Here is a 23,020-nt window from a genome sequence, read left to right as displayed (position 1 = left end):
CCCGTGCACGTGCTGATGCTCAGCTCCGGTTCATCGGAACTGCGTCATTTTCATAACCAGGTACTGGTCGAACTGGTCCCTGGACCTGCGGGCCTCTAGCTCCTCTGCATTGAAGGTCGTCCGCGTGGACGCAGTGCGGCCGCCGGTAGCGCGTTCGCGCCGTGTGGCCCTGGTGGGGCGGCGACCCCACCGGATGAGCGCGATACCGAGATGCATCGCGGCACGATCCAGCACACCCACGCGGCGCACGGGAGAGTGCACCTCCGTGGCGGTAACCGGTTCGGGCGGGTGGTCCTGGTGCCCGGTTGTGGGCGCCATTTGAGTATTCATGGTGGTTGGTTCCTTCGCGTTCGCAACCTGGGCGCGCTCATAGGCGTGCGGGGTCGCCGAATAATGGGTGGCCGCTTTAGGCGGCGAAACGTGGCTGCGCGCGAGTGCGCGCGCCACATGCGGGGTGAGTGACCTGAGGCAGGCGAATGCACAATTGTGCGGATGCTGCCTGGTCGAGCTTCGAGAGCGTCACCACCGTCTGGACCGGTGGGCTATCTACTGGTCGATCAGGCGGTGAAGACGCCGACGAAGCCGGCGGTGGTACGGGATGCGAATGCATTCATGTGGGTAATCACGCTGGGCTCCTTTCGTCAATGGCGTAAGCATCACCCTAGGGGGAGCTGCGCATTGCGCGCAACAACTTTCTGCAAATTGGAAAGGCCCGGCTCAGATTTCTCTGAAGCCGGGCCGGTTGTCCTGCGGAGCGGAGTTAGCTTCCTGCGCCCACTTCGCTTGCGGCTGCCTTGACCGCGGCATCGATTTCAGACTTCTTCACGTTGTTCAATTGCTTGGCAACGTGCTTCTCAGCCTTCAGCTCTGCCTTGTTGATCGCTTCTTCAACGTTGCTGGCGCCGGCGACGAGCAGCGCCGCTTGGCCGGCATCAATGAGATCGCCGAGCTCCTTGACTTCGGAGCGGGACACGCCACGCCAGAGGTGGCCGCTCGCTGCACCGATTGCGCCACCGACGACCGCGGTCCCGATGATGACTGGCGGGAAGAGGAGACCGACTACTGCGCCGGCGACGGCTCCGCCCCATCCGCCGTGCCTGGTTGCCATCTCGTCCTTGTTGACGTGCACCTTGCCGTCAGCGTCCTTGGTGATCACTGCCGCGTCGTAGGTGCCGACGGTACCTGAAGAATGCAGCTCCTTGACGATGTCGTAGTCAGCACGGGCGGCGCTTTCACTCGGATACGTGCCGATATAGAGGAACATTCCGTCGTTGTCAGCCATTTGTTGTCTCCAATTCATAGTGGACCTCGAACTCAGAGTGAGGCTTTTTCATCGAATCACGATGCGGCCATTGCGTCACCCCCTTGCGTCAAACATTGGTACGTCGTAGCGGGGACCGGGCGCATCCCCTCACACGGCTATTCCGATGGGGTAACCGTGCCTATAGTCGGGTCAAGAGGCGCGACGAAGGGAACGAACAATGGCCGCCTGGACAGAGGACGAACTCGACCGCATCGGTCGTGCCGACGAGTTGCGAGTGGCCGGTATGCGAAATGACGGCTCGTTGCGAAATAGCGTCATCATCTGGGTGGTGCGAGTGGGTGATGAAATCTACATCCGCTCCGTGAACGGTCCCACTGCTGCCTGGTATCGCGGGTCCCAGATTCGCGGCGAAGGCCGTATCGAAGCTGGGGGCGTGACCAAGGACGTCAGATTTGTGCGGAACGCCGACAACGACGACGAGGTCGATGCCGCTTATCGCGCCAAGTACGGCGGCGGAAGCCCGGTACGAGCCATCACGAGTGACGTGGCCAAGAGCACCACTCTTCGCGTTGAGCCTCGGTGACCGTTTATCGACCTCCAGGCAGGCCGACGAGTGCGGCGCTCGCCGCCCAGAGCCTGGCTGCGACCTGCTGGTCGTAGCTGTTCGCCGAGGATTCCTTGGGCTTTCGGTTCGCAAAGTACCGGCCAGTCACGCCGGTGAGGGACGGATCGCTGGCCAGGTGGATCGACGTGGCTGCGCCATCCGCTGGACTCTTCATGAATGGCCGGATGAGGGGAACGAGCATCCGCTGGACGCCGGCGGGATCTTCCGCCCCGAACGCCGTGCTGACGACGCCGGGATGCAACGCATTCGACGTGACAGCGCTGGCCGGCACTCGCCGGGCAAGCTCGTAGGCGAACATGACGTTGGCCAGCTTCGACTGGTTGTATGCGTGAGATCCGGAATATGCCTGCTCTCCCTGCAGGTCGTCGAAGTCGATCCTCCCCATGGCGTGCGCATTGGAGGCGACCGTGACCACGCGGGCAGGCCCACTCTGCGTGAGTCGTTCGAGAAGCAGGTTCGTGAGCAGGAAGGGTGCGAGGTGGTTGAGGGCCAGGGTGTGCTCGATACCGTCGGCGGTGAGATGCCGGGTATGCCAGTACCCGCCGACGTTGTTGATGAGGACATCGATGCGGGAAAGAGACTGGAGCACCTCGTCGGACAGGCGCCGTACCTCGGCCTGGTTGGACAGGTCAGCAACGAAGGGGATGACCTGTCCGCCAAAGGCCGAGCGGATGTCGCTGGCGGCGGCCGTGGTGCGTTCAGTGTCGCGGCCGACGATCGCGACGTCTGCACCCATCGCGGATAATCCCAGTGCCGTTGCCCGGCCAATTCCTCCGGTGGCACCCGTGACAAGCATGGTCTTGCCCGCCATCTGTTCGCTTCGAACCTGTGCCATTGGAACGCCCTTCGGTCTGGGACAAGCATGCTCCGAGACGACGCAACCGGGGTGCCAGAGCGGATGTCGGGGGAGGGCGCACTGCTACGGTGACACCGTGATGGTGCGAACTCGGGACGTGATCGCAGCCGGCACGGTCTGGCTGCCGCTGGTGGTCGGTCTGGTGGCGTGGCTGCGCTGGCGCGACGAGCTGCCGGCCGAGGTGATGCTGCGAAACGATATCGACGGCGCCGTTGCGCCGACCTTTCCGATGTGGGCGATACTCGTGCCCATACTCATCGTGCTGATCGGCGTTGGAATCGGCGCGGCCAGCGTCGTTCCGCTCTCCCCGAACGAAGCGGGCAGCAACCGGCGGATTCCGCTGTTTTGGAGCGGCGCCGTTGCCGGGTTCGCCACGGCAGTGTGCGTCTTTCAGATGTGGGTGGCCGTGAGCCCGCCCCCCGCCGACCCGTCACGGGCAAACGCGCTCCTGGGCTTCGCGGCGATCGGCGCAGCCTTGTACGGCCTGGTGCCCTTCTTCATCGCGCACCGAGCAGAGCGGATGCCGGCGGCATCGTCATGACCACAAGGTGACGCCGCGCACGCCTGACTCAGTGCGCGAGGGCCTTAGTCTTCAGCGCCTCGTACTCTGACTGCGTGATCGTGCCGGAATCGAGGAGCGCCTTGGCTTTGGCGATCTCGTCCGCCGGGCTGGAGCTGCCCACGGAACGGATGTAGTTCTGCGTGGCGTCCTGCACCTGGGCGGCCTCCCGCTGACTGCGTTCGGCCATGCCTCCGCCGCGAACGATCAGGTAGATCAGAGCGGTCAGGAACGGAACGAACAGGAGGCAGATCAGCCATAGCGCCTTCCACCATCCGTTCAGCTTCGTGTCGCGGAACAAGTCGACGACGATGGTGAACAGCGCGAACAGGTAGGCGATGAAAACGAATGCCCAGACGAACCACCAGATGATGTCCCAAAACGAATTCCAGAAGTTCATGGCTCGCTCCTCGTTCGTGCGTGGATCCCGGCACGCAAGCACCCATGCGATGCGCTCGCGAGACCCAGTCTCCGACCTGCTCGGAGAGGGGCCACCACCCGAATCGGGTGAAGTGCCTGGTTTCGCCAGGGAGCGGGCGGGCGGGCTGGCCTTTGCGCCGACATACGTGATCCGATAGCCTGCAAGGCTCGGCATTCGGGCATCCGCTTAGATACCCGCCCGCAAAGGACGCCCCATGACCGACTCTCCGCACCCGTACAGCGATTCCTATCTGGAGCTGAACAAGGCCAATTGGGATGAGCGGGCTCCGCTGCACCTCGCCTCGGACGACTATGGGATTCAGCGATTTGTGGACGACCAGAATTGGTTGTCTCACGTTGTGACATTCGATCGGGCGCGCCTGGGCGACCTGTCTGGCCTTCGCGCCGTGCATTTGCAGTGCCACATCGGCACTGACTCCATCTCGTTGGCACGCTTGGGCGCAACGGTCACCGGGGTTGATCTCTCATCTGTCTCCATCGCCGGTGCGACAGAGCTCGCACAGCGAGCCGGTACCGATGTGACGTTTGTCGAAGCCGACGTGTACTCCGCGGTGGAGGCGCTCGGTGGCGAGCGGTTCGATCTGGTCTACACCGGCATCGGGGCACTCTGCTGGTTGCCCGACATCGCACGCTGGGCCAAAACCGTGGCATCGCTCCTGGTTCCCGGCGGGCGACTTTTCATTCGTGAAGGGCACCCGATGCTGTGGGCCATCGACGAGGATCAGCCCGGCGCCCTCGTGGTCGGCTACCCATACTTCGAGCAGGTTGACCCGATCGTCTGGGACGACTCATCGACGTATGTCGAGACCGACACGCCCATTCAGGCCTCGGTCACCCATGAGTGGAATCACGGCCTCGGTGAGATCATCACTGCATTGTTCGATGCCGGCCTCCAGCTCACCGCGCTGGTCGAGCACACCAGCGTTCCGTGGGAAGCGCTGCCCGGTCGCATGGCGCTGGATGCCTCTGGGGAATGGTCTCTCATCGACCACCCGGAACGCGTACCCCTGAGTTACACGCTCCAGGCGGTCAAGCTGGCGTGAGCCATCGCGCCAGCTGGACTTAGCGTGCGTTCGCTGCCGCCAGGAGCTGTGCGAGCTGGTCGGGGTCGACGCCGCTGCCGGGGAAGGCCATCATGCGGCCGATCGGAGCGGACTCCAACATCTTGGCGATGGTCGGGTCGGCCAGGAGTCCAGCGGATGCCGGCCCGCCGAGCGACTGCATAACCAGCGGCCCGGCAATGGGGTGGGCCATGACTTCGGCAATCGATGATTCAGCGGTGAGCGGCATCCGCACCGTATCGCCCTCGACACCGACGGAGATGCGTGCGCGGATGTCGCGGCTGGAGCTGCCGACCGACACCTCGTAGCCGCCGCCCTCAACCACCCAGCGCGACAGCGAAGCATGCCAGTAGCCGAGGTCCTCGCGGCGAATGGTGAGCTCTGCCTCACGGCTCTCACCGGCAGCGAGTGCGATCTTCGCGAACGCTGTGAGCTCACGAGGCGCGCGCATCACGGCTGACGTGGGCAGGGCCGTGTACACCTGCACGATCTCCGCCCCGTCGCGCGCGCCCGTATTGGTGACAGTGACGCGCACGGTGATGCCAGCGGCATCCGCTATTGCCGTGGCATTCGAGTATTCGAAGGTCGTGTACGAGAGACCGTGACCGAATGGATACGAGACCTCGAGGCTGCGCGCGTCGTACCAGCGGTAGCCGACGAAGATGCCTTCTCCGTAGCGCACCTGGCCATGCTCGCCGGGGAAATTGAGGAAAGCGGGGGTGTCTTCGAGCCGCAGGGGAATGGTCTCGGCGAGTCGCCCAGACGGATTGACGACACTGAAGAGCACGTCTGCGATTGCGCCGCCGCCCGCTTGCCCGAGCAGCCAGCCTTCGACGATGGCCGGCACCCGTGCGGCGAACGCTGACAGGCGCACAACGCCACCGTTCGAGAGCACGACGACCGTGCGCGGGTTGGCCGCGAGTACGGCCTCAAGCAGGTCGAGTTGGGCAGGGGGCAACTCGATATCGTCGCGATCGAACCCTTCGGACTCCTGCGCGGCCGGCACGCCGAGGAAGAGCAGCACCGTGTCGGCAGCGGATGCCGCGGCAACAGCATCAGCAGTCAGTTCAGTCGTTGCAGTCCCGTCGCTGGCGTATCCGGCCGCGAACGGAACCTCTCGGCCAGTGAGGGTGCGGATCTCGTCGAGCGCATTCTCAAGGCGGGTCGGGTTGATGAGCGAGCTGCCAGCCCCCTGGTAGCGAGGTGTCCGGGCGAGTTCGCCGATGATCGCGACGGAGGCATCAGGGGAGAGGGGCAGCACGCCGTCGTTCTTCAGGAGGACGACGCTCGCAGCGGCGGCCTCCCTGGCCAGCGCGTGGTGGGCGGCTTCGTCGTAGGTTGCTGCGGCATCCGCTTTCGCTTGGACCTTCTGGATCAGCTGGATGACGCGGCCGGCCGCGGTGTCGATGACGCTCTCGTCGAGGTCACCTGCGCGCACGGCGGCGACGAGCTCGGCGTCTGTGCGACCATCGGTGGACGGCATCTGGAGGTCAAGCCCAGCCGCAATCGCGGCGGTGCGGTCGACGACGGCGCCCCAGTCTGAGACGACGAGGCCGGTGAAGCCCCACTCCTCGCGCAACACGGTGTTCAGCAGCCACGGGTCTTGCGAGGTATGAACTCCGTTGATTCGGTTGTACGAGCACATGACGGTCCAGGGCTGGGCGTCTTCGACGACGCGCTGGAAGCCGCGCAGGTAGATCTCGCGCAGCGGCCGCGGATCGATGTCAGCTGAGACGCGCATGCGGTCGGTCTCCTGGTTGTTCGCGGCGAAGTGCTTGAGTGAGGCGCCAACGCCCTGTGATTGGAGTCCACGCACGAGGGCTGCGCCCAGTACCCCGGACACCAGCGGGTCTTCGGAGAGATACTCGAAATTGCGGCCGCAGAGGGGGGAGCGCTTGATGTTGATGCCGGGGCCGAGCAAGACGCCAACGCCTTCGGCTCGTGCCTCTTCGCCGAGCGCCGTGCCGACGCGTTCCAGCAGCGCGGGGTCGAAGCTGGAGCCGAGTGAGACGGCGGGCGGGAAACAGGTCGCGGGCACGCTGTCGGCGATGCCCAGGTGGTCTGAGCCGCCGCGCTGCTTTCTTACGCCATGCGGACCATCGGTCAGCATGATGGACGGCACTCCTGGTGCTTCCTTGGTAGTCCAGAAGGTGGCGCCGCTGGTGAGGCCGGCCTTCTGCTCGAGGGTCAGGGTTGCGAGAGTGCCGCGGGTGTCTGGGCTAGCGGTGCTGGTGCTGGTGCTGGTGCTTTCGCTGGTGCTGGTGCTGGTGCTTTCGCTGGTGCTGCCAGTGGTGGCGGGACCTGTGCTCGTCATGATGCTCCTTCGACGGTGATGGCTACCTGACGTCGCCGGATGATTCCCGTTCCGGCCGGTGGTGGGAGCCTACGAGGGCTGGTTGGCGTCGTCCAGCCTTTTCATGAGCGGATGCCGCGCCGTTCGCCCCTCCGCTGGTCGAGGAGCGGACGTGGCCGAGGATCGAGGGCGGCCGAAGAGCGGGCGTGGTCGGGGAGTGAGATCGCTGGCGAGTGTCAAGTGGGCGGGCGGACCTCGCGATTTCAGCTGGGCGCGCGAAAACGCGCCTGGCGCGCGATTAACCGCGCGCCCAGCGGGAAAACGCGCGCCCAGAATTCGGCGCGGTGGCAGAACGCTTATCTCGCTCGGGTCTCGGGGCGGGTCGCGGCGTCGCCACCTCAGAGCATCACCCGAACATACTTACGATTAATCTCTAGATACGGCTGAGAAAAGCTCGCCTTTCAGTTCTAACGCTGGTAGTATTGAGGCATGCTCACAGTTGAGGAATCCCGCACAGTCAAGGACATGCTGCAGGATTTCACGGCGGAGTTTTCGGAGGCCAAGCCCTGCGCCACGGTGCGCGTCGACAGTGATGATGACCTAGTCGAACGTGCCATCCAGGCCGAGCAGGCCGGGCGACTCATCGACGCGTACCGGGTGTCGTTGGCTGCCGAGATTGAGGAGCGGTCGCGGAAGACGTTGGAGGTCTCGGAGCGGCTGTCGTCCAAGCGCGGATGCCGCAGCGGCACCGAACTGTTGGAGCGGCTCACAGGCGTGTCAGCGAAGACCATCGCCAAGAGAGTCCGACTGGGTGGGCAGGTGCGTACCCAGTACGGGTTGGACGGGGCGGCGTTCCCGGCGAAGTTCCCCGCCGTGGCGGTGGGGTTGGCCAGTGGGCTGCTCGGTCGGGACAGCGCTGAGGCGATCATCACCGTGTTGGGACCGCTGCGCGGCCGGATCCCTGTCGACCAAATTCAGCTTGCCGAGGAAGCTCTGGTCGCTGCGGCGACGGGGCAGCCGATCGGGCCGGGCGACGAGGCCACGATCCCGGTGGCTGCGGATGCGACCTTGTTGCAGGCGCAGGTGTGGAGGGCGTTCATTGACCCGGATGGTCTGGAGCCCGATGAGAAGCGGGCGATGTTGAACCGTGGCTTCCGGCTCGGCACCGAGCGTGATGGTCTCATCCCCGTGTCGGGTGCGTTGATGCCGGAGACGGCCGCGAAGTTCCAACGCCTGATGGACGCCTACATGTCGCCCAGAACCGCGCAGGTCAAGTTTCTGACCGCGGAGGAGCGGGAGCAGCAGATCGACCAGGAGATCCTGGAGCGCGACGATCGCACGAAAGACCAACTACGCCACGACCTCGTCACGATGATTGTCGACACCGCCGCTCGGAGCGCCGAAGCACCCTCGATCGGCGGGGCCGCCCCGACCGTGCTGGTCAGTGTGCGGCAGGAAGACCTCCTCGCAGGCACGGGTGCCGGCCACATCGACGGACAGGTGGTACCGGTTTCAATGCTGACCGTGGAGCAGATGGCGTGTGCCGGGGGAGTGCAACCGGTGACGATCAATGCGAAGGGCAAGATCATCGAACTGGGAGTCACCGACCGGTGCTTCTCCGGCCAGCAGCGCCGGGCGATCACCCTCCGCGACGGCGGCTGCGTCATCCCCGGTTGCCAGAGCCCGGCCGCGTGGGCGGAAATCCACCACGTGATCCCCGCTGCGCTCGGTGGGCCCACCGAGGTGGGTAACGGCGTGACCCTGTGTTGGTTCCATCACCGCACGATTCACCGGTCGGGGTGGCAGATCCGGATGGTCGACGGCGTCCCGCAGGTGAAAGCCCCGATCTGGATGGACGGCCACCAACGCTGGCATGTGGCGACGAAGTCACCGACCCGGATGGCAGACCAACTCGCCGATAGACGCGATCAACGCGATCAACGCGATCAACGCGATCATCCGCGAACCGGCTGAAGCGGCTGAACCGGAGCGGCCAAGCAATACCGGCTGACTTGAACTGGTGCTCCCCGAGGGCTGGGATTGGCTCACCGGTCCTTCAATGCCGGAGCTGTGCCTCCGCTGTCGAATCCGGAGCGCTCTCAACCGGCACTGACTCGCCCTGATCGAGGTACTGCGCCGAGATACGGCGGTACGACTTCGTGAAGAACGCAGCGATAGCCGCGAGAACCATCACGATCCCCGCAATGAGGAACACGAGCGCGATGCCCCGCGCCTCGCCGTCTCCCAGGAGCCAGCCGAGGCTGGATTGTCCGGCATCCGAATTCATGAACGGGATGATGATGAACTCGGCGATCGGCGCGACGAGGAACGCGGTGATCGGCGCCGCCGCCGACTCAAACGCTGCAGCGAACCCGAACACCCGCCCCTGCTCGCGGAACGGCACCACCTTCTGGATGACAGTCTGCTCTGCCGCCTCGACGGCAGGGATAAGCGTCATGTAGAGCCAGATGCCCGCGGCGTACAGCCACCACCACTCGCGGATCGTAAACAGCGCTCCGAGTACGCCCATGAGGATGACGAGCAGCAGCATCGTGCGGATTGGGTTGCGTCCGAGCCCGAACTTCGCGATCAGCAGGCCGCCGATGATGAATCCGGTCGACGTGACACCAAGCACGATTCCCCACACTTCGACGGGGAACAGTTCGAGGCCGTATGGGTCCATGAGCGCCATGTAGACGCCGCCGATGAAGTTGTTGAACGTCGAGAAAATGATGAGTGCGAACAGCCCGGTCGCCGCCCTCACCGCCATGATGCTGCCGCGCAGGTCGATCAGCGGCCTCCGCTCACCATGTTGCTGCGGCTGTTCCTCTGGGATGCGCAGGAACAACAGGTGCACGAGGGCGGCCGCCGAAAGGGCGATGGCGATGAGGAGCGTCCACCCCATGCCCAGCAACCCGATCGCGAGTCCGCTGAAAACGCTCGTCACCATGAAGGCAAGCCCCTGCACCGTGCCAACGAGGCCGTTCGCGTTCGCGTGCCGCTCGGTGGGGATCAGCAGCGTGACGACCGTCGACAGCGCGATGTTGCGCATGTTCTCGATGACCGCCCCGAAGAGGATGATTCCGCTGAACAGCCAGAACAATGGCGCCCCGATGTTGAGCAGCGTGGACTCCGGAAACAGCAAATACACCCCACCGCCGATACTGAACGCGATCAGGGTGACCACGCCGGCGAACACCATCACGAGGTGCTTGCGATGTCGGTCCACGATCGTGCCGAACGCCATCGAGAACACGGCGACGAGCAGCATGTACGCGCCACCGATGATGCCGGTAGCGAGCACCGAGCGCGTCTCCAGGTAGACCCAGAAAGTGAGTGCGAACCAGAGGAAACTCGTCGTGACGTTGGCGACCGCCGTGTTCACAAGCACCTGCGCAAAGGTGCGCGCACCACCGGCTGGCGGTTCAGCGTGAGGCGGGGATGCGGCTGGTGCGTCGTTCGACGTGGCCATGTGATCGTCCTCCGTTGGTGCGCTCGGAATTGCCGTCGCGAGCTCGAACGTCCGCCGCCCGCATCGATAGCCCCAGGCAACCAGAGACCGCTGACATCATTGTATGGAGACACCGCGTATGGAGACACGGCGAACCCTGGCACGGCGTATCGGTGCAGGGCGCCGAGTGTCGAACCAACGGGTCAGATAGCATGGCCGCATGGGGGAGATACAAGACGAGCAGGGTGGCGGTGCCAGTGCAGGCCGCTCGCGTTGGGTGCGCATATTCATGGTCGTTCTCGGCGCCGTGGCGGCTGTCATCGGGCTTGTGCTTCTTCTCCTGCCCAGCGGACAAGCGAGCTTCGGCTGGTTCGCCTACTCGCAGCTCAGCGACACGACCTTCGTTCCGTCGGGCGAGCTGTTGACGCCCCAGCGTCAGATCGGGATCGTGTTGCTCGCTGTCGGGGTGGCATCGCTCTCATTCGGCGCCGGTTGGGCGCTCGGCCGACGCCACACTGCGGGCCAGCAGCAGCTGCCCGAGCAGGGCAGTCCGGACGCCTGAGCATTCCCGGCTTCGCCCGGAAGCAACCACCTCTCGACTGCGTCCACACTCACCTCCCGCGATGGGGCTTCGTCGCGAGCGACGCCTACTCGATGACGTGGTAGTCCAGAATCAGGTAGCCAGACGGTGAGATCACGCTTCGGATCGGCGCGAGACGAATCGGCGGCAGCCCGTCAAGCAGTTTCCGTCCGACGCCGGCGATCGTCGGCGCGATCACGAGCCTGAGTTCGTCGACCAGGCCGGCTGCCAGCAGCGTCTGCGCGACCGAGATACTGCCGTGCACGCCGATATCGCCGCCGGGCTGGCTCTTCAGGTCGCGCACGAAGCCGACCAGCTCACCGTCGATCGGCGTCGCATTGGCCCACTCTGGGTGGAGGGGAGCGGATGTCGCCACGTACTTCGGGACCGCGTTGATGAACGTCGCGAACGGCTCGATCTCGCTGCCAGGCCAGAACCCCACCCATTCGTCATAGCTGTGCCGGCCGAGGATGACGGCATCTTGCGTGGCAATCCAAGCGGCGCCGGCGGCATCCGCTTCGTCGTCCCATTCGGTGAAGAAGACATTGGGGGCCTCGGCGACGCCATCGAGGGACAGCAGCTCGCACACGACGACTTTTCTGGCGCTCATGGCCCCATCGTGCCCGGGGAACGTGCAAAGACAAGGGACAGACTGCGCGGAGAGGTTGCTCTACTCCGTGAGGCGGGTCATGCGGATCTCGCGCACACCGTCGTCAACTTTCACCGTTCCGTCGGGGGAGAAGCCGTTCTTTCGATAGAAGGCCTGCGCCCGAGGATTCGGATCACCGACCCACAGTGCCGCGTCCTCGTCTTCGTGGATGACGGCATCCAACAATTCCCTGCCAGCACCGCTGCCATGGTGCTCGTTGAGCACGTATAACACGTGTAGCTGCTTCGACCAGGGCTCGTGATCGACGGGGCCAGACATCGCGATTCCGATCAGCGATCCGTTGTGCTCGGCCACGGCGATTCGATTCGCCGCCCACCGCTCGTCTGTCAGCGCACCGGTCCAGAATCGGCTGCGATTCGGTTGAATCACCGGGTCGTCCAGAACGGCATCCGTCATCAGATTGTCACGGTAGGTCTCTCGCCACGACTGGACATGAACTTCGGCCATCGCCTTGGCATCTGCTGGCTGCGCAGGACGGACGGAAAACTCGACACTCATGCCACCAAGTTTAGGGAACGCAGGGAACGTGGGCGGCACTGTCGCGAGCTGCCTGCCTGCCTCGAGAGCTGCTGGCTGCGGCTCATGGCAGCGGATATGACGTGGACGTTGGCCTCATTCAGGCGCGGGCGGCGGTATCAGTCCGACTCGTCGCGGGCGCGTTCGTAGCGTTCGAAGATCACGGGCCCGAACGTTCTGGTCTCGACCAGGTCGAGTCGAAGATCTGTGGTGACCGGCGGCAGGAAGGGCATGCCGCCGCCAACGACGATCGGGTGGCGGAACATGCGCAGATCGTCGATGAGCCCGAGCTCGATCGCTTGCGCGGCCAGGTTTGCGCCGCCAACCGAGACGTCCTTGTCGGTCGCATTGAGCGCCGCAGCAACTTCCTCGGCCAGAGGCGCCGTGGCGAGCCGAGCGTTGCCCTGGACGCTGTCGAGCGTGCGGCTGAAGACAACCTTCGGGAGAGCGCACCATGCGTCGGCGAAAGCGGCGTGGAGTTCTGTGTCGCGCAGCGACGGATCCGTTTCCCACACCAGCATGGCCTCGTACAGCCGGCGGCCGCACAGATAACTGCCGAGTTCGCGGGTCTGCTCGAGGTGGAACCGAAACTGCTCCTCGCTCGGTTCTGTCCAGCTGAATGCGCCCTCGCGGTCGGTGATGAAGCCGTCCACAGAGACGTGCATCGAGTAGATCAGCATGGCGTCACGCTACAGCGTCGATCAGGATCGTGACAATGTCCCCAGCTGCACGGACGCTGACTCGGCCATCACGCCTCCCGATCGGGCTCAACCGGTGGATGCGCTGGGCGATTCGACTCTCCAGTGATCGGTTGGTCAGTGTCGGGGGGATCAGCGGCGAGCTGTTCGGTCTCGTACGCGTGTTGCTCGTGCGCGTGCTTGATGCGCTCGTTCAGCAACGACACGATGGTGGCGCTGGCCGTGCCGATGATTGCAACACCGCCGGCCATCAACACGACCGCCAGCATCCTGCCGACCACGGTGACGGGAGCAAAGTCACCGTAACCGACGGTTGCCACGGTGACGAATGCCCACCAGATTGCCTCCCCGAATGTGCGGATTGTCGCGTCGGGGGCACCGCGCTCGGCCGCGAGCACACCGAGCGAGATTACGTAGACGAACAGCGCCGTGTAGGCCAAGGCCGTGACGACCACCCGTGAGCGGATCGAGTCGCCGCTCGCATTACTGAACCAGCGGATGCGCGGCAGATATTGCAGCAGCTGGAACGGCCGCACCCACGGAATCACCACCGAAACAGTGTCCACAGAGTGTTTCCGCATGAACTCGAACCGGTGGCCGTGCGGGGTGAGCCACATCCGTACGACGAAGTCAATGATGTACGCCGCCCACACGACGCCGAGCGCAATGGTCACGATTACGCGCCACACCATACCCAGCTGGGGCGCGAGGATGAGCAGGGAATAGCCGAACAGGAAGAACGCCGAACTGATCAGCAAGGGAGTCTGGGTCTTGTTCTCCCACTGTTGCCGTCGCGACGCATCCTCAGCGTTGGGTGCCACAACATCACCTCCAAACGGTGATCTGCGCTCTCGGCCGCTCGCCGCGAAATCGTCAGTCTGGATCATGCCCGGCATCGGCCGGCACCTCAGCGCAGACAACTCAGCGCAGGCACCTCAGCGCAGACAACTCAGCGCAGAGCCGTGCTGGCCTTCTTCAACGCCATCGTCAGCTTTATCCTGCTGACCTGTGTTGGCAACACGTCTGTGCCGACGCATTCGACATCGTGATCGACGAGTCGTGTCTCGGGCTCTGTCGTGCTGGCGCGGCAATGTAGCCCGCAGGGTGTCCGTTACTCATGCATGCGCATACCATGTGCGCATGACGCGAAGTCATGAGGGTCGGGGTGCTGGGGTGTGGCGCGCGAGCGTCGTGGCCGGGACGCTGCTGCTGTTCGCCGCAATCGCTCTCGGCGGCGCGTCCATCGCCAATGCCCAGGCTACCGGTCCGATACTCGTCGATGAGGACTTCACCGGCTCAACCGTGATTGCCGACTTCGAAGGATACGGCAGCGCCTGTCTGACCGGCGCACCAGCTGTGGCGTCCCTCCCTGTGGGCGCCCACGCACTCACCGGATGCTTCAACACGCCGGTCGGTCCCGTCCCACCGGCCGGGGGAGCACCCGACGGCTTCCTGCAACTTACCGACGCGTCCACCGATCAGTCTGGAGCCGTCCTCTACGCGCAACCATTGCCAGCGACCAGCGGGATGGAGATCAGCTTCGAGCAGTGGCAGTACGGCGGCACCCAGACTCCCGCCCCGGCTGACGGCATATCTTTCTTCCTTGTTGACGGAGCAACAACCCTGGACGCGCCTGGCGCATTCGGTGGCAGCCTTGGGTACGCGCAGAAGCTCCCCGACAACAACCCGGCGAACACCTTGATCCCTGGTGTGAACGGCGGCTACCGCGGCATCCACTGGGGGGTTCACCGACGTGCACCTCATCCGCACTGTCCGCGTCCAGGCTCTCGACCCGCTGCCGCAGCTGGATCTCATCAAGCAGGTGGACGCATCCGCTCTGCCTCCGGAGCCGATCCTTGCGGGGCAGACCATCCCGTACCAGTTTGTCGTCACCAATAGCGGTGGGTCTGCACTGATGGATGTCGCTGTCACCGACCCCTTGGTTCCCGTGATCGCATGCCCGTCTCCCGATCTGATCATTGGGCAGACGATCACGTGCGTTGGCGACTATGTGGTCACCGCAGCCGACGTCGTACGCGGGTACGTCCCGAACACGGCAATCGCGGAAGGCACGGGGCCAGCGGGAGTCATCGCCTCGCCGCCATCGTCGGTTGATGTGCCGCTGGGAGGCACCATCACTCTGGCGTTGCAGAAGAACGTCGACTCCACAGTCACCTACAACGTCGGCGAGAGCGTGGCTTACGAATATGTGGTCACCAACACCGGCTCTACCGCCATTACCGGCATTGACGTACGAGACGACCATCTCACCGGCATCACCTGCGACAGCGATACGCTCCCAGCCTCTGGAACGCCCGGAAACAGCACTGTCTGCCGCGGCAACTACGTGGTGACCGACAGCGACGCGACAGCGGGAACGGTGACGAACATCGCCGTCGCTTCCGGCAACGGTGGCTCCGTCGAATCGCCGCCAGCGGATGCCACGATCATGGTGGCAGCAACGACCCCGACTCCGACTCCGCCGGCAACCCCGACGGCGGCACCCGCCCCGACTTCGTCAGCAGGACCCGCAGCGCCGGCGGGGTCGACCGGGTCAGGCAGGCTGCCCGCCACGGGTGCTGACAGCAGCGGCGCGTTGCGCGTGGGAAGCCTCTTCGTGCTCGCGGGGTTCGGGTTCGTTCTTGCCGCGAGACGGCCACGGAGCGCCCGCAAGCCCGACTAGCAGCGACGCGCGAGAATGTGCGGAGTGCCCCTATCGCACCGTCACATCGCGACATATCGTTAAGTATCGTTCGCGGTTCACGGAGGAGGTCATCATGGGTAATTCGTTCCCGACCGGCGCGTTTGGAGCCGGCAATCCTCGGGAGGGCGTGTGGCAGATGATGGAGCAGCTGCGCTCAACATTCGAGAAGCGCGCGGGCTCCCGCATGGGCCGCGGTGATGTGCGCGCGGCGGTGCTGGCGCTGCTCGCCGAGCAGCCGATGCATGGCTACCAGATCATTCGCGAGATCGAGGAGCGGAGCGGCGGCAGCTGGAAGCCCAGCGCCGGTTCGGTCTATCCGACACTGCAGCTCCTGGCTGACGAGGGGCTCATCAAAGCGGAGGAGTCGAACGGTCGCAAGACGTACGCACTGACCGAGGCAGGCCGCGAAGAGGCCTCTGCGACCGGCGCGTCGGCGCCGTGGGAGACCGCGGGAGCGGATGGCGCCCCCGAGTTCACCGCGCTGCCGAAAGCGGGTATTGAGCTCGCCCAGGCGGCGGCGCAGGTGAATCGAACCGGATCTCCGCAACAGATTCGAGAGGCTGTGACGGTGCTCGACGAAGCGCGTCGTCGGCTCTACTCAATCCTCGCTCAGGAGTGACGCGGGTGGTGTCGGGTCGTCGAGGCCCCGGGGAATCGATGCCCGGCGCTGGAGACACCCGCGCCCGCTACCGCCGCATCCTGCGGTTCGCCGGATGGAATCTGGCGCAGACGTGGTGGTACGAGCTGTTCCTTCCGCGCATCGGACTCGCGAAGATCGCGGAGCGCACCAGAGACAAACGGATGCTGCGCTTCGCCCAGCGCTTCCACCTGCTCGCGGTCGACCTCGGCGGGCTGATGATCAAGGTCGGCCAGTTCCTGTCGTCGCGGCTCGACATCCTGCCGCCCGTGATCACGAGCGAGCTCGAGGGGCTGCAGGACGAGGTGCCGCCGGTGCCGTTCCCGGCCATCCGCGCGCTCGCCGAGGTGGAGTTGGGCGTGCCGTTCGAGCGCGCGTTCACCGCGGTCGACGAGGAACCGGTTGCTGCGGCATCCCTCGGTCAGGCCCACCGCGCACAGCTTGGCCCCGTTGATGCCGCTGAGACTGGCTTGGACGGAGTGGTGATCAAGGTGCAGCGACCAGGTATCGACGAGATCGTGGACGTCGACCTGGCGGCATTGCGCAAAGTGGGCGGATGGCTCAGCCATGTGCGGCTGGTATCCGACCGTGTCGATATGCCAGCCCTCGTTGAGGAGTTCGCGCTGACGAGCCTGGAGGAGATCGACTACCTGCACGAGGCGATAAACTCCGAGCGCTTCGCGGCAGACTTCGCCGGTGACGACCGGGTGGCGGTGCCCGCCGTCGTCTGGGAGCGCACGACTCGACGCGTGCTCACCCTCGAAGACGTGACGGCGATCAAGATCACGGATGGCGCGGCCCTGCGCGCAGCGGGTATCGACCCGACCGAAGTGGCTCCGGTTTTCGCATCCGTGATGTTCGACCAGCTGTTCACCAACGGCTTCTTCCACGCCGACCCACATCCCGGCAATATATTCGTCACCCCGGTGGGCCCTGTCACCCCGGCCGCCGGCGAGTCCGGCGGGCGGCCGTGGAAGCTGACGTTCATCGACTTCGGCATGATGGGCGAAGTGTCCACCGGCACACGCACGGGCCTCCGAAAACTGCTCATTGCGGCTGCCTCGCGCGACGGCAAAGGTCTGGTGGATGCCATCCGTGACGTCGGCGTGTTGCTGCCTTCCGCCGAGACGACAGAGCTCGAACGAGCGATGGTTCAGCTCTTCGCCCGGTTTGGCGGCATGGGCTTCGCCGAGCTGCGCGACGTTGATCCGCGCGAGTTCCGCGACTTCGCCGAGCAGTTCGGCGAGGTGGTTCGCTCGCTCCCGTTCCAGCTGCCCGAGAATTTCCTGCTCATCATCCGGGCGATGTCGCTGACCTCAGGGGTCTGCAGCGCCCTCGATCCCCAGTTCAATCTGTGGGACTCCATCGAGCCGTACGCGGCGCAGCTCCTGCGCGACGAGCGGGGGAACGTGGTGACGGATGTCGCACAGCAGGCGCTTGAGATAGCCGGCGTTGCGTGGCGCCTGCCGAAACGGCTCGACGCGCTCGTCACCCGGATCGAGGACGGCTCCGTTGCGGTAACGAACCCACGCCTTGAGCGCCGCGTCGCACGACTGGAGCGCATCGCGCGACGCTTGGTGGCGGCCGTGCTGTTCGGCGCACTGCTCGTCAGTGGTGCTGTGCTTCGTGCCGACGATGTGGTGCTCGGCACGGTGCTGATGTTCGGGTCGATCCTTCCACTGCTGGTTGTGCTGTTCGCGGGGCGCCGCGACGGCTGAGCACGGTGACGGCTGATCACGGCGACGGTGTATTGGCAGTTAGGGCTAGGTGGTCTTCCGCTGCACGAGCGCGAAATGCGCGTCGGCATGCTGTCGGCCAGGCACGGATTCCCCGATGCCGATCAAGGCCGCAGTTATGAGGTTGTAGGCCGCGGCCTTCAAGTCGTAGCCAACGGTCGAGAGCGGTGGGATCGTCACGGCTGAGAGGGGAGTGTTGTCCATGCCGATGATGCCCAGATCACCGGGGACCGTCCAGCCGCGAGTGGTCGCCGCAGACAGCAGAGTGGTGGCAACGTCGTCGTTGTAGCAGACGACCCCGATGCCGGGCAGGGCCAGGTGGTCAACCGCATCGAGGGCGTCGTTCAGGTCTATGCCGAGACGAATGATCGTGGGCTCCGGGAGGCCGCTATCCGCAGAGGCACGCCGCACGCCCTCTTCCCTGCTCTCGCCGAAGGGGTCTTGCCTGGCATCCTGCAGGTGGGCAAAAGCCAAACGGGTGTATCCGCGGTCGATGAGGTGATGCGCCTGCAGGGCGCCGATCTGAACGTTGGGGTCGTCACGTTGGCCAGACGATGTAGGGTCAAACGCTTTCACGCCGCGGCTGATGAGCAGGTCACGTTCCGCGGGGGAGAAAGGGGTGAGTGAGATCACTGCCCTGGGCTTCATGCCGGTGATCACGCGATCCAGGGGCGCGGTCGTATCCGTTGACAGGTGCAACAGCAGAGTGAGCCCGCGCGACGCGAGTTCTTCGGTGGCGGCCTGGAAGATGTCCTGCAGATTGCCGCCGAATGTGGTGTTCGGGATCACCGCGATCACGATGTCGCTTGAGCCCTTGGCCAGCGTCCGGGCTGCGGCCGACGGCTGGTACTCGAGCTGGGCGGCGGCCTGCGTGACGCGTTCCCTGGTCTCGCTGGCGAAGCGCTCGCCGCGGCCATTGAGAATCTGGCTCACGGTGGCGCGCGAGACGCCGGCAAGCCTGGCCACATCTTCGCTGGTCGCGATCATTGGTCCAGCATATAGCGATCGTTGACGAACAGTTGACGCGCGTTACTAAATGTGGTTACCTACCCAAGTAACGCGCGATACCAGCTCGCGGAATCCTCACAATGACGTACAGGAGCTCGACCGAATGACCCGCGATATCTTCAACACCGGCTGGAGCTTCCGGCCCAAGGTGACCGCTTTCATGGAACTGGCTGGCTCGACCGCGTCGGCCTGGCGCGATGTGGTTCTGCCGCACGATGCCCTGATCGGGACCGAACGTCGAGCGGATGTCGCCAGAGGCGAGACCAGCGGGTACTTCGTGGGCGGAGCATTCGAGTACAAGAAGACATTCCATGCAGGCGAGGAGCTGCGCGGCAGGCAGGTGCTGCTTGAGTTCGATGGCGTCTACCGCGATGCGGCCATCTTCGTGAACGGCAACCTGGCCGGGCAGCGTGCATTCGGATACTCACGCTTCTTCGTTCAGATCGACCCCTATCTGCAGTTCGGTGCCGACAACGAGATCCGCGTTGAGTGCCGCACGCACCTCGACAGCCGTTGGTATGCCGGTGCCGGCATCTACCGTGACGTGCACCTCATCGTGAAGAACCCCATACACATCGCGACTGACGGCGTGATGGTGACAACCCCCGACATTGAGACGGACCGCGCCGTCGTCGAGGTCGCCGTCGAGGTCGAGAACTCAAGTGCCGAGACCTCAACGCTCGTGCTCGCCGCGACGGTGCGCGGAGCGGATGCCACAGCAGTGGCCAGCGCGACCTCGCCCATCACACTCCTCCCGCACACCCGCGGCACCGTTCGCTTGCGCAGCTACGTCGAAGGCCCCGTCCTCTGGAGCGTCGAGACCCCGTACCTGTACTCGGTAGACCTGGAACTCCGGGCCGGCGACGCGGTGGTCGACGAGCAGTCGGTCGCGTTCGGCATCCGCTCACTGCAATTGGATCCGCAGAAGGGCCTCCGTATCAACGGTGAGGTCGTCAAACTGCGGGGAGCGTGCATCCACTCCGACAACGGTCCGCTGGGCGCTGTCTCGATGCGTGCGGCAGAGGAGCGCAGAGTCGCCATTCTCAAAGAGGCGGGCTTCAATGCGATCCGCAGCGCGCACAACCCGATGAGCGCGGCGCTGCTTGACGCCTGCGACAGGCTCGGGATGCTCGTGATGGACGAGACCTTCGACATGTGGACGTCGAGCAAGAGCGACTTCGACTACGCCTTCGATTTTCCAGAGTGGTGGGAACGCGACGTTGAGGCGATGGTCGCCCGCGACATCAACCACCCGAGCGTGATCTTCTACTCGATCGGCAACGAGATCCCGGAGACGGGCAGCCCGATCGGCTCGACCTGGGGCCGCAAGCTTGCCGAGAAGGTGCGTTCCCTTGACCCGACTCGCTACGTCACGAACGGCATCAACGGGTTCGTCTCGATGCTCGACACGATCATCCCGCAGATGCAGGCGAGGCGGGATACCGCGGCCGCTGCCCCCGAGGGTGGGGTCAACACGATGATGGCCGGCTTCGGCCAGATGATGAGCCACATCCAGACCTCGCAGGCGGCCAGCGAGCGCACCGAGGAATCGTACGCCGTGCTCGACGTCGCCGGAATGAACTACGCGGACGCGCGCTACGAGCTCGACCGCGACCTCTTCCCAGAGCGCATCATCGTGGGCACAGAGACCTGGCCGACGTCGATCGTGGGCAACTGGGCGCTGGTCGAGGCCAACGGACACGTCATCGGTGACTTCACCTGGACCGGCTGGGACTACCTCGGCGAGACCGGCATCGGGGCCACCCGCTACGTCGATCAGGCGACCGACGGAGCTTCATCGTTCTCCGGGGGATTCCCTGAGCTCACCGCGTGGTGTGGCGACATCGACATCATCGGTCATCGCCGTCCCGTCTCCTACTTTCGGGAGATCGTCTTCGGCCTACGTTCGGACCCGTACATTGCGGTGAACCCGCCGGCCAACCACGGTCGGCAGATCGCCGTCTCCACGCCGTGGGCCTGGGGCGACGCGACGCCGAGCTGGAGTTGGACCGGCTTCGAGGGCCACCCGGTCACGGTCGACGTCTACAGCGACGCCGACGAAGTCGAGCTGCTGCAGGGCGGCGTCTCGCTGGGTCGCAAGGCCATCGAGGGTTTCCGAGTGGCATTCGACACGGTCTATGCGCCGGGCGAGCTGACGGCCGTCGGCTATGTAGCGGATGCCGAGACGGGACGCATCCGTATTCAGAGCGCCGCGGCATCCGTTGCACTGCAGGCGTCTGTCGCGCGCACCCAGCTTCGCCTCGATGGCACCGACCTCGGCTTCATCGAGCTCTGCCTCACCGACGGAGCGGATGTGGTGCGAAGCGATGTCGATCGGCTCGTCACCATCACGGTCGAAGGGCCAGCCACGCTGGCTGCGTTCGGCAGTGGAAACCCGGTCACCACCGAGAGCTTCACCGCCGCATCGCACACCACATTCAACGGTCGGGTGCTCGCCATTGTGCGCCCGACCGGAGCAGGTGACATCACGGTGACGGCAGTCGCCGACGGATGCCCGCCCGCAATCACCACCCTCAGCGCCCGCTGAGGCAGCACACACCAGCACACACCTGCATCACTGACAAAGGAGTCACGACATGACAAACAATGAAACACCCGCCACCAACGTGGCGGGCCTGATCACCGACGATGCCCTGAGCCGTTCAGACGTGGTGCGCACTCCGGTGAGCGCCGGCTACATCTGGTTGCTCATCCTGGCGACCGTCGGTGGATTCGCGGCGCTGGTTGCCCCCATCGGCCTCTCCCTTTCGCTCCGGGTGCAGGAGCTCGCGCCAGACAATGTAGAGGTCCTCGGATACGTCATCGGAATCGCGGCGGCGGTGACGGCTGTCCTCGGCCCCTTGACGGGGATGTGGAGCGACCGCACTCGGAGTCGATTCGGCCGTCGACGTCCTTTTGCATTCTTCGGCGCGATCATCGGAGTGCTGGGCCTGGCCTTTATCGCGGGTGCGCCCACTATCCCGCTCCTGCTCGTCGGCTGGATCATCACAGCGATCGGCTGGAATACAGCACTGAACGTCCTGCTGCTTTCGCAGGCCGACCGGTTGCCAGAAGAGCAGCGCGGTAAGGTCGCCGGACTCAGTGGTGTCGCTCAGATGATCGCATCCGTGCTGGGCGTCGGACTCGCCAGCGCCTTCATCGGCAATAACTTTCTCGTGTTTCTGGTGCCCGGAGCACTCGGCCTGATTCTCTTCCTCCTGTTCGTGCTCTTGGTAAAGGAGCCGAGCAGCCTCGACCGAGTTATTGAGCAGAAACTCGGCTTCCGCAAGATCCTCGGCAACATGGTTTTCAACCCGCGGAAGCACCCGGACTTTGCCTGGAATTGGCTCGGCCGACTCCTCTTCAACTTCGGTGTGACGTTTGCCACGACCTTCACGACGCTGTTCTTCGCCTCGCGCTTGTCGGCAGGCGGACAGGTGGCAGACATCGGTGGTCTCATCACGATTCTTGCGCTGCTGGGCGTAGTTGCGACAGCTGGCGGCGCGGTCCTCGGGGGTTTTCTATCCGACAAGCTCAAGCGCCGCCGCATCTTCGTTCTTCTTGCCGGGATCGCCTTCACCGTGGGCGCCATCATTATGGCGACCGGTGGATCGGTCACCGTGGTGCTGATCACTGGTTCGCTTGTCACGAGCCTGGGGCTGGGAGTCTTCTCGGCAGTCGACCAGGCAATCGTGCTGGACGTGCTTCCCGATCGGGATGTTGAAGCAGGTCGGTTCATTGGCATCAACCAATATGCGACCTCGATTGCGCAGGCGGTGGCCCCCATCATTGCGGTTCCACTTCTCCTGATCGGGGTGGCAGGCAGCGACAAGAACTACGCACTGGTGCTCCTGGTGGCAGCAGCGTGCACCCTCGTCGGTGGCACTCTGGTGATGGTCTTCGTCCGCGGCTCCAAGTAGG

At 64.7% G+C, this 23,020-nt stretch carries 22 protein-coding genes; 11 read left to right on the top strand and 11 right to left on the bottom strand.

Going from position 1 to position 23,020, the window contains the following annotated elements; all coding sequences use genetic code 11:
- Positions 1-30: 30 nt before the first annotated feature.
- Positions 31-330 carry a hypothetical protein gene (locus tag AC25Z0_RS07825; protein ID WP_488132808.1) on the bottom strand — a complete coding sequence of 100 codons (300 nt, stop codon included), beginning with the start codon at positions 328-330 and terminating at the stop codon, positions 31-33.
- A 430-nt stretch (positions 331-760) separates the two neighbouring features.
- Entirely contained in the window at positions 761-1,282 is a 522-nt protein-coding gene (locus AC25Z0_RS07820; RefSeq protein WP_488132807.1) for a DUF1269 domain-containing protein, read from the bottom strand.
- Positions 1,283-1,481: 199 nt separating this feature from the next.
- Between AC25Z0_RS07820 and AC25Z0_RS07815 the strand changes: the two genes are divergently transcribed.
- Positions 1,482-1,847 carry a DUF2255 family protein gene (locus tag AC25Z0_RS07815; protein ID WP_488132806.1) on the top strand — a complete coding sequence of 122 codons (366 nt, stop codon included), beginning with the start codon at positions 1,482-1,484 and terminating at the stop codon, positions 1,845-1,847.
- A gap of 4 nt (positions 1,848-1,851) precedes the next feature.
- Here AC25Z0_RS07815 and AC25Z0_RS07810 read toward each other — a convergent pair whose 3' ends face one another.
- Complete coding sequence (locus AC25Z0_RS07810; protein WP_488132805.1) at positions 1,852-2,724, bottom strand: SDR family oxidoreductase; 873 nt, start codon at positions 2,722-2,724, stop codon at positions 1,852-1,854.
- A gap of 97 nt (positions 2,725-2,821) precedes the next feature.
- Between AC25Z0_RS07810 and AC25Z0_RS07805 the strand changes: the two genes are divergently transcribed.
- Positions 2,822-3,286 carry a hypothetical protein gene (locus AC25Z0_RS07805; protein ID WP_488132804.1) on the top strand — a complete coding sequence of 155 codons (465 nt, stop codon included), beginning with the start codon at positions 2,822-2,824 and terminating at the stop codon, positions 3,284-3,286.
- A 28-nt stretch (positions 3,287-3,314) separates the two neighbouring features.
- On the opposite strand, the gene AC25Z0_RS07800 is transcribed toward AC25Z0_RS07805, so the two are convergent.
- Entirely contained in the window at positions 3,315-3,704 is a 390-nt protein-coding gene (locus AC25Z0_RS07800; RefSeq protein WP_488132803.1) for an SHOCT domain-containing protein, read from the bottom strand.
- Between the two features lie 235 nt (positions 3,705-3,939).
- Here AC25Z0_RS07800 and AC25Z0_RS07795 point away from each other — a divergent pair, with 235 nt between their 5' ends.
- The gene (locus AC25Z0_RS07795; protein ID WP_488132802.1) at positions 3,940-4,788 is read left to right on the top strand and encodes a class I SAM-dependent methyltransferase; all 849 of its coding nucleotides are present in this window, start codon (positions 3,940-3,942) and stop codon (positions 4,786-4,788) included.
- A 19-nt stretch (positions 4,789-4,807) separates the two neighbouring features.
- On the opposite strand, the gene AC25Z0_RS07790 is transcribed toward AC25Z0_RS07795, so the two are convergent.
- The gene (locus AC25Z0_RS07790; protein WP_488132801.1) at positions 4,808-7,120 is read right to left on the bottom strand and encodes a glycoside hydrolase family 3 C-terminal domain-containing protein; all 2,313 of its coding nucleotides are present in this window, start codon (positions 7,118-7,120) and stop codon (positions 4,808-4,810) included.
- 468 nt (positions 7,121-7,588) lie between these two features.
- On the opposite strand from AC25Z0_RS07790, the gene AC25Z0_RS07785 reads away from it, so the two are divergent.
- Positions 7,589-9,073: an HNH endonuclease signature motif containing protein gene (locus AC25Z0_RS07785; protein WP_488132800.1), complete on the top strand. Its 1,485-nt coding sequence runs from the start codon at positions 7,589-7,591 to the stop codon at positions 9,071-9,073.
- 82 nt (positions 9,074-9,155) lie between these two features.
- Here AC25Z0_RS07785 and AC25Z0_RS07780 read toward each other — a convergent pair whose 3' ends face one another.
- Positions 9,156-10,571: an MFS transporter gene (locus AC25Z0_RS07780; protein ID WP_488132799.1), complete on the bottom strand. Its 1,416-nt coding sequence runs from the start codon at positions 10,569-10,571 to the stop codon at positions 9,156-9,158.
- 199 nt (positions 10,572-10,770) lie between these two features.
- Between AC25Z0_RS07780 and AC25Z0_RS07775 the strand changes: the two genes are divergently transcribed.
- Positions 10,771-11,112: a hypothetical protein gene (locus AC25Z0_RS07775; RefSeq protein WP_488132798.1), complete on the top strand. Its 342-nt coding sequence runs from the start codon at positions 10,771-10,773 to the stop codon at positions 11,110-11,112.
- An 85-nt stretch (positions 11,113-11,197) separates the two neighbouring features.
- On the opposite strand, the gene AC25Z0_RS07770 is transcribed toward AC25Z0_RS07775, so the two are convergent.
- The 4 genes from AC25Z0_RS07770 to AC25Z0_RS07755 form a co-directional block, all read right to left on the bottom strand.
- Positions 11,198-11,740 carry a dihydrofolate reductase family protein gene (locus AC25Z0_RS07770; RefSeq protein WP_488132797.1) on the bottom strand — a complete coding sequence of 181 codons (543 nt, stop codon included), beginning with the start codon at positions 11,738-11,740 and terminating at the stop codon, positions 11,198-11,200.
- A gap of 60 nt (positions 11,741-11,800) precedes the next feature.
- Positions 11,801-12,298, bottom strand: a complete 498-nt coding sequence (locus AC25Z0_RS07765; RefSeq protein WP_488121348.1) for an N-acetyltransferase family protein — start codon at positions 12,296-12,298, stop codon at positions 11,801-11,803.
- A gap of 137 nt (positions 12,299-12,435) precedes the next feature.
- Positions 12,436-12,996: a dihydrofolate reductase family protein gene (locus AC25Z0_RS07760; RefSeq protein ID WP_488132796.1), complete on the bottom strand. Its 561-nt coding sequence runs from the start codon at positions 12,994-12,996 to the stop codon at positions 12,436-12,438.
- Positions 12,997-13,064: 68 nt separating this feature from the next.
- Positions 13,065-13,835 (bottom strand): potassium channel family protein, encoded by a 771-nt coding sequence (locus tag AC25Z0_RS07755; protein WP_488132795.1) that lies wholly within the window; start codon positions 13,833-13,835, stop codon positions 13,065-13,067.
- A gap of 319 nt (positions 13,836-14,154) precedes the next feature.
- On the opposite strand from AC25Z0_RS07755, the gene AC25Z0_RS07750 reads away from it, so the two are divergent.
- The 4 genes from AC25Z0_RS07750 (at position 14,155) to AC25Z0_RS07735 (ending at position 18,073) form a co-directional block, all read left to right on the top strand.
- Positions 14,155-14,913 carry a hypothetical protein gene (locus AC25Z0_RS07750; protein ID WP_488132794.1) on the top strand — a complete coding sequence of 253 codons (759 nt, stop codon included), beginning with the start codon at positions 14,155-14,157 and terminating at the stop codon, positions 14,911-14,913.
- Entirely contained in the window at positions 14,837-15,697 is an 861-nt protein-coding gene (locus AC25Z0_RS07745) for a DUF7507 domain-containing protein (RefSeq protein WP_488133125.1), read from the top strand. Before AC25Z0_RS07750 ends, AC25Z0_RS07745 begins: the two co-directional genes overlap by 77 nt.
- 94 nt (positions 15,698-15,791) lie before the next feature.
- Complete coding sequence (locus AC25Z0_RS07740) at positions 15,792-16,337, top strand: PadR family transcriptional regulator (RefSeq protein WP_488121352.1); 546 nt, start codon at positions 15,792-15,794, stop codon at positions 16,335-16,337.
- Positions 16,338-16,375: 38 nt separating this feature from the next.
- Positions 16,376-18,073, top strand: coding sequence for an ABC1 kinase family protein (locus AC25Z0_RS07735; protein WP_488132793.1), 1,698 nt, complete (start codon positions 16,376-16,378; stop codon positions 18,071-18,073).
- A 45-nt stretch (positions 18,074-18,118) separates the two neighbouring features.
- Here AC25Z0_RS07735 and AC25Z0_RS07730 read toward each other — a convergent pair whose 3' ends face one another.
- A complete protein-coding gene (locus AC25Z0_RS07730; RefSeq protein ID WP_488121354.1) occupies positions 18,119-19,078 on the bottom strand; it encodes a LacI family DNA-binding transcriptional regulator in 960 nt (319 codons plus the stop codon).
- Between the two features lie 124 nt (positions 19,079-19,202).
- Between AC25Z0_RS07730 and AC25Z0_RS07725 the strand changes: the two genes are divergently transcribed.
- Positions 19,203-21,647: a glycoside hydrolase family 2 TIM barrel-domain containing protein gene (locus tag AC25Z0_RS07725; RefSeq protein ID WP_488121355.1), complete on the top strand. Its 2,445-nt coding sequence runs from the start codon at positions 19,203-19,205 to the stop codon at positions 21,645-21,647.
- A gap of 49 nt (positions 21,648-21,696) precedes the next feature.
- Positions 21,697-23,019 (top strand): MFS transporter, encoded by a 1,323-nt coding sequence (locus AC25Z0_RS07720; protein ID WP_488121356.1) that lies wholly within the window; start codon positions 21,697-21,699, stop codon positions 23,017-23,019.
- The last annotated feature ends 1 nt before the right edge of the window (position 23,020 follow it).

The sequence above is a fragment of the Leifsonia sp. Y862 genome (assembly GCF_057669585.1).
The sequence above is the reverse complement of the archived record's forward strand: the minus strand, read 5'-3'. Positions and strand labels throughout refer to the sequence as shown.

What these genes read in the sequence shown, in the direction of transcription:
- AC25Z0_RS07740 (WP_488121352.1), top strand. Translation starts at nt 15,792, where the DNA reads ATGGGTAATTCGTTCCCGACCGGCGCGTTTGGAGCCGGCAATCCTCGG.
- AC25Z0_RS07775 (WP_488132798.1), top strand. Translation starts at nt 10,771, where the DNA reads ATGGGGGAGATACAAGACGAGCAGGGTGGCGGTGCCAGTGCAGGCCGC.
- AC25Z0_RS07765 (WP_488121348.1), bottom strand. Translation starts at nt 12,298, where the DNA reads ATGAGTGTCGAGTTTTCCGTCCGTCCTGCGCAGCCAGCAGATGCCAAG.
- AC25Z0_RS07815 (WP_488132806.1), top strand. Translation starts at nt 1,482, where the DNA reads ATGGCCGCCTGGACAGAGGACGAACTCGACCGCATCGGTCGTGCCGAC.
- AC25Z0_RS07725 (WP_488121355.1), top strand. Translation starts at nt 19,203, where the DNA reads ATGACCCGCGATATCTTCAACACCGGCTGGAGCTTCCGGCCCAAGGTG.
- AC25Z0_RS07760 (WP_488132796.1), bottom strand. Translation starts at nt 12,996, where the DNA reads ATGCTGATCTACTCGATGCACGTCTCTGTGGACGGCTTCATCACCGAC.
- AC25Z0_RS07785 (WP_488132800.1), top strand. Translation starts at nt 7,589, where the DNA reads ATGCTCACAGTTGAGGAATCCCGCACAGTCAAGGACATGCTGCAGGAT.
- AC25Z0_RS07800 (WP_488132803.1), bottom strand. Translation starts at nt 3,704, where the DNA reads ATGAACTTCTGGAATTCGTTTTGGGACATCATCTGGTGGTTCGTCTGG.
- AC25Z0_RS07780 (WP_488132799.1), bottom strand. Translation starts at nt 10,571, where the DNA reads ATGGCCACGTCGAACGACGCACCAGCCGCATCCCCGCCTCACGCTGAA.
- AC25Z0_RS07730 (WP_488121354.1), bottom strand. Translation starts at nt 19,078, where the DNA reads ATGATCGCGACCAGCGAAGATGTGGCCAGGCTTGCCGGCGTCTCGCGC.
- AC25Z0_RS07770 (WP_488132797.1), bottom strand. Translation starts at nt 11,740, where the DNA reads ATGAGCGCCAGAAAAGTCGTCGTGTGCGAGCTGCTGTCCCTCGATGGC.
- AC25Z0_RS07820 (WP_488132807.1), bottom strand. Translation starts at nt 1,282, where the DNA reads ATGGCTGACAACGACGGAATGTTCCTCTATATCGGCACGTATCCGAGT.
- AC25Z0_RS07790 (WP_488132801.1), bottom strand. Translation starts at nt 7,120, where the DNA reads ATGACGAGCACAGGTCCCGCCACCACTGGCAGCACCAGCGAAAGCACC.
- AC25Z0_RS07735 (WP_488132793.1), top strand. Translation starts at nt 16,376, where the DNA reads ATGCCCGGCGCTGGAGACACCCGCGCCCGCTACCGCCGCATCCTGCGG.
- AC25Z0_RS07795 (WP_488132802.1), top strand. Translation starts at nt 3,940, where the DNA reads ATGACCGACTCTCCGCACCCGTACAGCGATTCCTATCTGGAGCTGAAC.
- AC25Z0_RS07720 (WP_488121356.1), top strand. Translation starts at nt 21,697, where the DNA reads ATGACAAACAATGAAACACCCGCCACCAACGTGGCGGGCCTGATCACC.
- AC25Z0_RS07810 (WP_488132805.1), bottom strand. Translation starts at nt 2,724, where the DNA reads ATGGCACAGGTTCGAAGCGAACAGATGGCGGGCAAGACCATGCTTGTC.
- AC25Z0_RS07750 (WP_488132794.1), top strand. Translation starts at nt 14,155, where the DNA reads ATGACGCGAAGTCATGAGGGTCGGGGTGCTGGGGTGTGGCGCGCGAGC.
- AC25Z0_RS07825 (WP_488132808.1), bottom strand. Translation starts at nt 330, where the DNA reads ATGAATACTCAAATGGCGCCCACAACCGGGCACCAGGACCACCCGCCC.